The sequence below is a fragment of the Candidatus Peregrinibacteria bacterium genome (assembly GCA_016220175.1).
GTDB lineage: Bacteria > Patescibacteriota > Gracilibacteria > CAIRYL01 > CAIRYL01 > JACRHZ01.
The window spans coordinates 1-11,134 of sequence record JACRHZ010000018.1 but is presented as its reverse complement, the minus strand read 5'-3'; the positions used below and the strand labels follow the sequence as shown (position 1 = coordinate 11,134).

The following is an 11,134-nucleotide window of genomic DNA, read 5'->3' as shown; positions in this document are numbered from 1 at the left end:
CCAGCTCCACCTGTTGGACCAGTAGCGCTTGGTATAGATACAGGAGTGGGAATCGGAGTACCAGATACATTTCCAGCGGCTTCCCATGATATTGGTCCTGCATTTCCAGTAGATGCCGCTCCTAATGAATATAAACCAAGTATGAGTGAAGCATGGAGATGATATGGAGCATATTTCAAAGTATTCAGTGTCTTTCGCACGAGCTCTTTTGCTCCAGCAAATCCTCGAGTAAGTACATTTTGTACTTCGGGGTCAGTTTCAATTGCTTGGACGAGTTCAGCTCTTTCTTGAGGATCCCTAAGAAGTTCATCAATAGCTCTTGCATCTTCAGAACCACCTGTTTCTACTGCTTCCATTATGTCTATAGCAGTTTCTTCGGCATCTGGATCAACTTCATATCCTTCAGGAACCTCAGGAGAAATAGGCACTCCGCCAAAACTTTCCTGTCCACCTGGAGGTGTCATTATTTCTTTTGGATATAGTATTTCGCCGTTAGGAGATGATGATGGAGCGTTTGGCATAAAGAAAAATTAATTAGTAAAAAGGAGTGAGTTCTTGATTGTCCCTTTGTTTTTATGTTTTGTCAAGTGCAAATCGGTTGTATACTGACCAAGCGGGTTTAGATGGATCTATATTTTCTATAGGTGTTGTAAACTTTATCGTCCCCCAATCTTCAACAATGAAATCCCTATTGCTATTTAGTTGATCAAAAATAGCCTTAAGGGCGAGTTGCACATCAGCTCTTACTGGATGATTAGATCCTCCTCCCGGATGAATGAGGTACAGAGGAAACGTCTTCCCTGCGGTATCTAGGGTAAGCGAGCATCTCGCCATAATTTCTGGAAAAAGTTGTTGTGCGAGGGCATGAAATCCAAGTCGCACATGATCATCTGAAATCGTCGCCATCATTGGCTTCACCATTTCTTCCATAAAGAGTCCCTCTGTCCAAATAACATTTGGAGTATTCCAAGCTCTGAGAATAGCGTTTTTCGCAAAGAGCGTATTTCCAACTACACCAGAGACATTTGATTTCACTCCGGGTTTGACCATTTCAACCGCATTCCACAACATGATTTGGAGCTGGTTATTCCCAATACTTCCAACACCGCCAAGAAACTTTATTGCTTCTCCAAATGCACTTGCTATGTCAAGACCGCCATTCGCAACTTTATCGAATATCCTCAGCGCTGCAGAGTCCATAATAAATGCTCTTCCAATAAGCCATTTGGGGACATTCGTCATGGAAGCAAAGTTTATAGCGCTTGAAGTGTGGGCTATCCCTCGAATATCGGTCCAATTAACCCCACCAGTGCTATACTGGTTAATTTCTGTAGCAGACATGTATTGTTGCATCTCATCTCCGAATTGCTTTTTGCTGGCAGGAGAGGTCATTATTTCGTTGCAGATCATGAGGAGCGGGATATTGTATCTTCCCGGAATGGGTATTTCTGGAGCCATAAGGTCATTCTTCATTGTGCCAATACCATACATTCGAACAATATTATCAACGAGTCCAAGATCTTTAAGGTATTGGTACAATTCAAATTCATTTGCCGGGCTCACTTGCTCTTTTTCCTTATCCTGCATCCCAAAAACTTCTTTTGCCACCATCGTTGTCTGCGACCACATGGATTTCAGTGTCGTAAGGACAAAAGGCAAGGCATCTGTAGCGACGTCAATCCCCTTTGCAAGCGTCATTCCCGGAATACTCAGAACAAATTTTCCAGCGTCTTTCACTGACTGAATCCGAACTTGATTTCTTCCATACCACATCACGACCTCTCCTTTTGCCCAACTGTAAAAATCCGTTCCAAATTTCATTCCGAGTGCTACCGCTTGTTCAACAAAGCCTTTTACCGATGGAATTCCGCTGTCTGTAATAAAGTCAAAGAATTTTTCGAGGTTGGTTTTTGTCCAATTGTATTTTTCATCAATAAGTTTTGCCAGCGGTTTCCACTGGCTGAGTCCGAATTTTTCCAGCCTTTCGAGAAATGGCATGTTTGCCGTTTCTGATTTTTCGATATCTGCTAGTGTTACTTCTGTATCAAGAATCTCTCCAAATGTTAAGCTCTCATCTTTATCCAGATCATTTCTGAGCCGTGGAGGCACAATCGTTCGAAAAGGCATGTATGCGTCTGGAGGAGTATAGCCTTTGAGGAAAGTGGCCTTTACTATTCCCAGTCCTACTTCTGGATTTGTTCCTAATTTTTTCTCAAATGCATTTTCATTTTTTTCCGCAGTATCCATAAGGAAATCTTTCCATATTTCCCAAAAATATTGTGCTGCAGCAAGTTTATCAATATCTTTGCTATCTGCCATTTGTTTAATAACGTTCTCAACACTTGATGGCATTCCTTTAAAATACAAATTTTCCCCTTTCATTTCAGGAGTAAGATTCCATGATTTTCCGACACGTTTTTCTACTCCTTCATGCCATGTCATAATGTCATTCAGCGGAACTTCACAAAGCCGAGCTGTAGCTTCTTTACTCATTTCATCATTTTTTCCTCTCCTTTCCAGAAATCCCGCTACTGCCGTATGGCGTATTTCCGCAAGAGACTTTCCACTGAGAAATTCTCCAAGCGTTCTCCCATTTAAAAAAGGAATATTTACATTTTTTGTAAGTTTGTTGGCGACTAATATGCCACCAACAACCGCTCCCCATTTGAACACACTTTTTCCTCCGAGAACATAACTGAGTCCCAGGAGAATCATTGTCAAAGGAAGATTGTTTTGTACCGCATCGGAAATATCGAGAAGAACATCACCTCCTCTTTCATTAAGCCCCTCCTTGAGTCTTTGCATTTCCGATGCTTCAATCTCATCATGCGCTCTCATTTTGATGATGTATGTCTGAAGTTCTTTGGCGATATCCACCATTTTGGAATGATCAGCATGTTTCGGATCTTTTAATGCGGTTATAAAATCAGCAGCTGTTATTTCTGCTTTCACGCCTCCTGCTCGTTCAATTTCTCCCACCACCGGATTCTTATTTCGGTCGGTGAGATTATTCTTATCATACGGAACGATTTGTTCAATCACATTCTCAATAACATCTTTAGGAATGGTCCCATCTGCTGCTACCCAATTTTCTACAAAATACTCCGGCGTCGGTTTTCCACCAGTTCCCGTTCCCGCTCTCCATTCTGCAGATTTTTCACGAAAAAGACTATTGTAGGTTTGATAAAAATATCGAAATCGCAAATTCATTCTTTCCGCCTCCAAATTTTCTTTCGTTTCGTCTGTCACCGCTTTTCTTTCTACCGCTGCTGTAGCAGCTTTTGCATCAGCTGCCGCTTCGGGAGCTGTCTTAGGATTAACATCAAAAAGATCAAATGTTGGTGCGAATGATGCCGAATTTGAAGGGGGTGTAATAAATATCCTCTGGTGAGCTGAGCCGTTGATAGAAAAATATGGGAATTGCATAAGTTATTACGGCGTTGGAGTTGGAGTAGGTTTTTGTGAATCAATAAATGCTTTCACGTTTTGGTAATTTTGCTGCAGTGTTTTGTTGTGAAAATGATCAGCAAGAGTTTTCTGTACATCTGAAGGTTTTTGATTTTCTCGAATCACTCGGAAAACTAGAAATACTTCTACTTCTGACCATTCAGGTCGTGGAGCAATTTTAAAGATTGTTTCTCTCGTGTATTCGTAGGTTTGAAGAAGATATTCAATGGCTTCTCTTCTTTCGTTTGTCCATCTTCCTTTGGTTCCCAAAATATCATCATCTCCAAAAAATATTTCATAGAGCGCCTTATTATTCCGAAGATTGGTGAAATCCGTATGTTTTTTTTCAAGTTCTTGCAAAAATCTGAGTTGCTCAGCTGCCAATTCTTTTTCTCTCGAATTTTTCGCTTTGTCTTTTTCAGCTGTCAGTGGAGCACTCGGATGGGAAAGAGTTTCATACGCTGTTTTCTGAGTTTGTACTGCTGTTGTAAGAGGTTGAAGATCGACGTTTTCTGGTGTTGTTCCACTTGGAAAGTGCGTATCAAGAAGAGTTGATTTTGCAGCTCTACTTTCTTGAATTGCACGTAAACGCGTATAGTTTCTTGCTTGCTGAAGCACTTCTCTCACTGCAGATCGCATATTGCTCAGCTCATCTTCTCGGTCATATTTTTCTTGACCGGTTGGAACAGTTCCGGGATGAAGCGATTCCCATCTTTTTGCATAATCTGTTGTTGTGTCAATAAGTTCTGCTGATATTTTGGATTCATCATCAGTAAAGAACTTTGTTTTTGCATCGAAGTCTGCTGTAGTTTGGAGATATTCAAACTGCTGTTCGTTTGGAACAAAGAAGTTTGAAAAACCAAGAGTTCGAAGCACAGCAGTGAGTTCAGGAATTGCAGTAGAATCAGCTTCAAGTGCAGCTCGAGCAATTTCAATGTTTTGATATGCGGGACAGTTTTGATAGTACTGAGCTATATCATCACCTGCAGCGGCGCGTGAATTCAGAAATGTAAAATATGATTTTCCCTCTGCAAAAAGTTTTTGCACAAGTGTGAATGTATTTGTCGTTTTTGTTTTAAAATCTGATACTTCTTTAGCTTCAGGAGTTTTTTTCGTGATGAGACACCAAAAGTTTTTCGGATCGTCATTGGTAAGGTTTTCTCTTTTTGAAATTTCTACATCAAGATTGTTGTACTCTTCCTGTCCCTGAGCAATGCGTCCGTATTGTTCTGCAGTAGTTGAGAGGCTGCTGAGAGTTGAAAGATCAGCAGTGATAGGTTTCCCTACAAGCGTTGCAATTTGCAATATGTCATGTTCGTTTACTTTTTTCGCTTTAAGTTCTGTTATTGCATTTGTCAGTCTTCTCTGTTGCTCAGTAATTGCATCTTTTTCTTGTTTCTGTTCCTCAGGAGATAGTGTCAGTTCCATTCTGGTGTCGGAAATCCATGTCGGGAACCTGGATGTCGCCTCTTCACGCGCTTCAATCATCGCCTGATTTGTGATGACTTTCTTGTCTTTGTCCGCCATTTTTGGAAGCTCTAGAGCAAGATGATCAATTACACCGCGATACAGTGCAATTTGGTCTCTGTCTCTTTCACATTCTCTTCCGCTCGTTTCACACCATGACCGAATTGTATCATCCAAATTTTCTCCTTTGGGAAATCCTTCGCGAATTTCTGGGGCAGAAGGTGTCGGAGTAGGAGTAGGACTCCGGTTGGAGCTAGGTCCCGGAGTCGGAGTATTTAGAAAAATTCTTTTTTTCTCTGAGAATAAGAAACCGTTTTGGCTTCGTCCATGAGCCTGTTCTGGCACGTAATGGCAAAGAAAATATTGCATTGGGTATTTGTTTTGAAAATATAATGAATACGTTCATAGTATTGTATCATAAAACCCCATAATTTACAAATGTACAGGCGTGGAAAAATGATCAGATTTGTTCTTCAAAAAGCGGAACTCAGTATTTTTCTCTGATCGGGAAACTTGTAGGTAGATTTCTTGTACTTTGTACGTCTTCACGAACACTATTTTTCTGTTGTCGAACATCGACAACACTTTAGGAATACAAAAAATCATCTCTCCAAAGGGACTACGAAGATGTTCACCATTTTCGTCTTTTTCGGTGTTTCCAAAAATTTTTTAATATAACGAATGTTTCAAAGCATTCTTTTTTATCTGACAATGTCCTGATGACAAAAATATCCGAAAAAAATTATGCCTTTATTGACGGACAGAATCTGCATATGGGAACGCTCTCCTCGGAAGTTCCATGGAAAATTGATTTGCAGAGATTTCGGGTATATCTTGCTGAGAAGTATAATGTTACAAAGGCATACTATTACCTTGGATTCACTCACACGGATTACAATTCGCTCTACCGAAACATTCAAGAAGCCGGATTCATTCTTGAATTTCGAAAACATACTCTGGCAATGCGCGGAGAGAAGAAGGGAAATGTGGACACAGAAATTGTTTTTGAAATTATGAGAAAACTCTACAAAAAAGAACACTTTGGAAAGATTGTTCTCGTTTCTGGAGATGGAGACTTTCGAATGCTCGTTGACTTTTTGATTGCAGAAGGGCGGTTTCAAAAGATACTTTTTCCGAATAAACATTTTGCTTCGTCCTTGTATCGCTCGCTTCACGCAAAATTCTTCTCCTTTTTGGAGGATGAAGGAACGAGAAGGAAAATTTCGTGGACACAAAAAAAGAAAGGGTATCCTTAGGCAATGAACCGTTCGGAATCCCTTTCGTCTTGATGAATCTAGTATAGCAAATTTCGATGAAGAAGGCAAAATAATTTTTCGGAATATACCAAATAAAAAGTGATGGGAAGCATGCGATGTAATCAAACCCTATGAAAATTTCATCCTGAAAATTTTCTGAATAAATTTGGCATAGGGTATGCCAATGAGGTCGCCACTATTTTTTTCAATAATACCCAGTTCTCGAACTCCATTTCTGTTTAGTGCTTGAATGAGGATGTCACCTTTATCTTTTTTCTTTCCGTTCTGAATCACCCTGACCATCAGTGTATTTTCATCCTGTCTTTGTATCTCAAAAGTTTTAGCTTCATCAAAGGTGTGTGGGAGGCGCTTTGTTTTCGTCAGTGAAGAAAAACTCATTGGAATTTTGTTATAGGCAATATTCTCGCTCAGAGCAATGCTAAACTCTTGTCGAGAATACATTTGTTGTAGGATCAATTCTTTCAGATGAGGAATTAAATTTCGATCGTGTACTCTCAGAAATTTTTGAAGGTCATTTTTCAACTGTTTTTCATCAAATTTCTGAATTCTCTCGAGAATATCTTCTGCGGAGAATTCGATATGATAAAATTTCATTTTTCGATTGACCATTTTGAGGTCAAGCTCCACGCCTTTCGAAAGCAGAAACCAAAGATCATACATATCTCGACCTTTTGATCGAAGCATAAGCGCTCTAATTTTTTCCGCTAAAATCTCCGTGAAGCTCAAGTGTTTGATAATCGCTCCTGAAGGAATGGGAAAGTCAGTTTGAAGGACGTGTTCTTCCGACGTCTCAGGAATTTCTCTGATGGAGAATTCAAGATGGAGACTCAGGGGATATTTTGCGTCTTTCGGCGTATAGCTCAGAATTCCGGAATATGATTTGTTCCCTTTCTTCACTTTCTTCAGGGAGGTGTCAGGAATGATGAAAAGAACCTTTCTCAGGACATTTTTGATGAGCGTATTGAGTTCTGCAATGGTGAGATTTGTTGTGAAGTCGAGGTCTTCGGAAAAACGTCCAGCATTGAAGAGGAGACGTATTGCGGTTCCGCCTTTAAAATAAATTTTCTGACTTTTCTTCATGCTATAGAGAGCGCTTAAAAAAACAACTTGCAAGTATTCGCGAATGATAGTGAATTCATCAATGGCGTATCTTTTCGAAAATTCCCGTATTTGGTTTTGAGAAATCATAATTTTACAGTTTTAAAATATTTTATAAATGCTGTATTTTCTATCTTCGAAGCCAGCTCTTTCACTCTTTTCACATCAATTTTGTCCAAAAGGAGTTCCTCTAAGAAAAGTGATCCTCTGCCGAGGGCAACAAAAAACATGCTATCAATAAGCGCTTTTTCTGGAGTAGCAATGAGAAAATTGTCGACTTTTTGATAGTCAGTGAAATATTTCGCATTGAGATGTCGAAAAGAAAAACATTTTCTTCCTGTATATATTTGCTTGGTGATATTTGTGGTGATCGAAAGAATTTGTTGAGGAGTTTGAATCAGAATCCCGTAATAATTCAGAGCAGATTCGAGTGAAATATACGAAGGTGTATATATGCAATTCGCCACTTCAAAATCTGAAGGAACTCTTGATGACAAGAGATACATTCCTTTTACCACTCTTTCTAAAACTCCAGCTTTTATGAGACCCATCGCTTGATGATAGGCGGTATTATCCTCCTCAATGCTCATGAGCTTCTTCAGATCAGAAAGACTGAAAAGATTCTTTCTCGAATTTTGCAATATTTGAATTGCTTCGATTTTTTTCATGCGCTCATTATATCACATATTCTGTATTAAATGATACAGAATAATGAATATATGTACAAATGGAACAAAGCCATGATATCCGCCTTCTTCTTCCGGTTTTGTGAGAATACGAAATGTGTAAGTCTTCATGAGCAAATTTTTGGGGGAAAGGCAAAATAATTTTTCGGAATATACCAAATAAAAAGTGGATTTTCCTCACCTCTCTACTCTTCTGTCAGAATCCCCTTAAGATCTTGAGATGAAACAGAGCTCGTGAGATCTCTCGCTGAAAAATGAAAATGATTACTATGCACATAAAAGAGGAGATCTTCTGATTTTTGTTTTTCCAGAAGAACTCCTCCAAGAACATGTTGAAAGCATGCCCCTACAATATCGTGTAAACTTTTATTCACATCTCGCAAGGTTCTCTGTGGATCTGAATTTCTATTCGCCTCAAATGGATCTCCTGCGAGATCATAAAACTCTCCTGTTTCCGTATTGATTATGTCAAATCTTTCCATCGCGAGATCTACTCCAATACCATAACTATGAGCAGAATTTGTTGTGGATGAATTTACCTTCTTTTGATATTCAGCGTCACGGGTAAGAGACCCAACCACAATGCGAACGCTAAATTTCTCTGGAAGTCCCATCGCATGCAGCTGTTCATTAAAATCAATACTTATTTCCCTGAGAAGTTTCGCTACCTGCGGACATGTGACAACATAATCAGGATGATTATTCATATCGGGATTATTGTTTCCTTTCTGCTCTTCCTTAGCTTTTTTCCCACCACAATCTCTGAGTCTTACATATTTTCCCTGCTCCAGAATGGGTATCAACTTCTTTTGCGCTATGAGACGCTCGAGTTCAACATGATTCTCAATTTTTTGGGCGATTCTTCCTTCACTGGTTTGTAACCATTTCAAGAATTCTGGTTGTCCCCTTCTTGGATAACGTCTTGCTCCAGGCCATTTCTCTACAGGGAGGGGAAATCTGTTTTGTTCCGCATCTATTTTTAATCGCTTTCCAAAATCATCACTGTGAATGTACTTCCCTTGAGGAAAAAGCTCCGGAGTTTCTGCAGGTATTTCTGATGAGGTTTCTTCATCGGGTTTAACGGTAGGAGAAAGCCGTGACCAAATTCTCACCAAAATCGTACTAAAAGCGCTCCATCCCCATGTTTCTAAATGTTCTCTTTTTGTTTGTAGTGTATTTTGCTGAACGTGGCGAAGAAGATTTGCTGCAATGAGCGCGGTACTTCCTGCGACTGCACCAGTAAGAGTTCCCTGAATGCAGGCACGCGTATCCTCTGCAATCCCTAGAGGAGTTTCCTCTTCTTCTGCAACAGATCCGCGCGGGGCAGCATATGTTTCGTCGCTTGTAAGCCTCGCTCCGTTCTCTTTTTTTTCGAGAAGCTCACTGAGCGCTATGGCTTTTTGAGCATAGTCTGATGACAATGACCCATACTCAGCATGATCATCATTTGTAGTTGCCGCTACTGCTGTCATATACATATAAATATCTCTTCCATACCCTTTCCCTTCCTCTTTCACAATTTGCTGTTTAATTTTTTCTGCATTTTTTTTGTCATCCACATATTTTTTTCGGAACCACTGTAATACTTTTTGAATAATGTTCTCCCCCACATGGTATCCACTCAGAACACATGGATAGAGAAAGTCTTCATCAGGTACCTGAAATTCTTGTTGGATAGCTTGGAGGTTTTTATTTGCTTTCAGAATATTATACAGATACTCAAAATATCCAGCTGCGCCTTCACTTGCTCTGAGAAAATTTGTACGTTCATCATTTTTTTTTGCAACAACCAATCCATATCTTTGTGCTGTTTTTTTTACAAGTTGCCATCCTCCTCTTGCCCCAGCAGGACTGGTTTCATTTTCTCCTCCACCTGTTTCTAGGAGCGGAACCCCCTGTACAATAATTTTCTGAAGACCTTCGGGAAATTGTGATTTTTCTGCAAATATTTTTCTCGCCCAACTGAGACGCGACATTTTTGTTCTTTTTTCTGAATATTTTCCTGCTGTATCGATTTCTGCTTTTTGATAATTCTCATACGCTACATCAAAAAATGTTTTAGCTCTGTCATCTGGAGAATATTTCCGAAGGAAACATAAGGTGTTATACTGCCTTGGATAACTGACTCCTCCTTCATCTCCTGTTTTTACATGAACTGAAGGATACATTTCTCCTATGTGCCGTCTATATGCGTCAAGAAATTTTTGAGAAAATTCTTGATCAGGTACATTTTTATACCAAAGCTTTCGAATTACATCTTGTAATTTTCTTGCCACACTATGTCGTAGCATAAGAGAGTTTAGGTCTTCATCGGTTCGCGGAATAAATTTGTGAGAGTTTGGTTCAAAAATAATAGCCATAATTTCTTGAGGGATTTGTGGTATATATTTTTGATCTTTGACGACTGTTCTCTGGACAAAAAATTCGGTAACAGCAGATGCACGCTGCCCTTTGGGAAGCTTCTCGAGTATGTTTCCGGCATGAGAAAGCGACACCGGCCATTCGGGAATATCAGATTCTTCAAATGCAATTCCATTTTCTTCAAATGCTTTTTTCAAGTCCGCCGGAAAAAGATGTGGCTCCATTGGAATTTTTGGTGTTTCAATAAGCCTTCCATTCTGATCGACAAAAACTATCTCGAGCCCGCCAATTTCGGCGAATATTTTTTGGAATCCTTCGATTTTCCACTTGGTGAGCTCACCAGCGCTGAGAGGTCCACTCGGAACTCCTCTTTCTCCTTCGGTGAACTGCAAAGGTGAATCTTGCGCCAGCTTATACTCTTCGCTCTGATCTTCATTCTCATCATGAATTTTCTGCGCTTGAGGTTGAGGAACATACTCTGCAATTTTCGCAGCAAAAAATGTAGCAATGCCGGCAACCGCAGCGAGAAGATATCCCCTTCTTTCAGGATCATGTCCGTCATTTTTCCCAGCAGTTGGTCTTCTTTCAGATTCCATAAGAAAAATTTAGTCGGTCATTATCACACATATTTTTTGATTTAAAAAGTGAATTTAAGTTCTGGAAAATTCAAGGATTATAAGCACCACCCCTAGAGGAGATCAGAAATGACTTCATTTGGAGTACGATATCGAAGTGATTTTCTTGGTCTGTCGTTGAGTTTTTCTTGTACTGCATAGATTTTTTCTTCTGATACTTTGG

8 protein-coding genes are annotated in these 11,134 nt (G+C 39.7%); 1 reads left to right on the top strand and 7 read right to left on the bottom strand.

The genetic code is table 11. The features are described 5' to 3' along the window. From HZA38_01970 to HZA38_01960, 3 genes are all read right to left on the bottom strand, one after another. On the bottom strand, positions 1-521 hold a 521-nt coding region (locus tag HZA38_01970), incomplete at its 3' end, for a hypothetical protein (GenBank protein ID MBI5414260.1). A gap of 52 nt (positions 522-573) precedes the next feature. Then, complete coding sequence (locus HZA38_01965; protein ID MBI5414259.1) at positions 574-3,426, bottom strand: hypothetical protein; 2,853 nt, start codon at positions 3,424-3,426, stop codon at positions 574-576. A gap of 6 nt (positions 3,427-3,432) precedes the next feature. Next, complete coding sequence (locus HZA38_01960) at positions 3,433-5,259, bottom strand: hypothetical protein (protein ID MBI5414258.1); 1,827 nt, start codon at positions 5,257-5,259, stop codon at positions 3,433-3,435. A 374-nt stretch (positions 5,260-5,633) separates the two neighbouring features. Here HZA38_01960 and HZA38_01955 point away from each other — a divergent pair, with 374 nt between their 5' ends. Further along, positions 5,634-6,170: an NYN domain-containing protein gene (locus tag HZA38_01955; protein ID MBI5414257.1), complete on the top strand. Its 537-nt coding sequence runs from the start codon at positions 5,634-5,636 to the stop codon at positions 6,168-6,170. A 129-nt stretch (positions 6,171-6,299) separates the two neighbouring features. Here HZA38_01955 and HZA38_01950 read toward each other — a convergent pair whose 3' ends face one another. The 4 genes from HZA38_01950 to HZA38_01935 all read right to left on the bottom strand — a co-directional run. Beyond that, positions 6,300-7,379, bottom strand: coding sequence for a nucleotidyl transferase AbiEii/AbiGii toxin family protein (locus HZA38_01950; GenBank protein MBI5414256.1), 1,080 nt, complete (start codon positions 7,377-7,379; stop codon positions 6,300-6,302). Next, complete coding sequence (locus tag HZA38_01945; GenBank protein MBI5414255.1) at positions 7,376-7,957, bottom strand: hypothetical protein; 582 nt, start codon at positions 7,955-7,957, stop codon at positions 7,376-7,378. Before HZA38_01945 ends, HZA38_01950 begins: the two co-directional genes overlap by 4 nt. Before the next feature lie 203 nt (positions 7,958-8,160). Next, positions 8,161-10,932 (bottom strand): transglycosylase SLT domain-containing protein, encoded by a 2,772-nt coding sequence (locus HZA38_01940; protein ID MBI5414254.1) that lies wholly within the window; start codon positions 10,930-10,932, stop codon positions 8,161-8,163. Between the two features lie 92 nt (positions 10,933-11,024). Next, the coding region (locus HZA38_01935) for an IS30 family transposase (protein MBI5414253.1) at positions 11,025-11,134 on the bottom strand (110 nt) is incomplete at its 5' end.

What these genes read in the sequence shown, in the direction of transcription:
- HZA38_01965 (MBI5414259.1), bottom strand. Translation starts at nt 3,426, where the DNA reads ATGCAATTCCCATATTTTTCTATCAACGGCTCAGCTCACCAGAGGATA.
- HZA38_01955 (MBI5414257.1), top strand. Translation starts at nt 5,634, where the DNA reads ATGACAAAAATATCCGAAAAAAATTATGCCTTTATTGACGGACAGAAT.
- HZA38_01950 (MBI5414256.1), bottom strand. Translation starts at nt 7,379, where the DNA reads ATGATTTCTCAAAACCAAATACGGGAATTTTCGAAAAGATACGCCATT.
- HZA38_01945 (MBI5414255.1), bottom strand. Translation starts at nt 7,957, where the DNA reads ATGAAAAAAATCGAAGCAATTCAAATATTGCAAAATTCGAGAAAGAAT.
- HZA38_01940 (MBI5414254.1), bottom strand. Translation starts at nt 10,932, where the DNA reads ATGGAATCTGAAAGAAGACCAACTGCTGGGAAAAATGACGGACATGAT.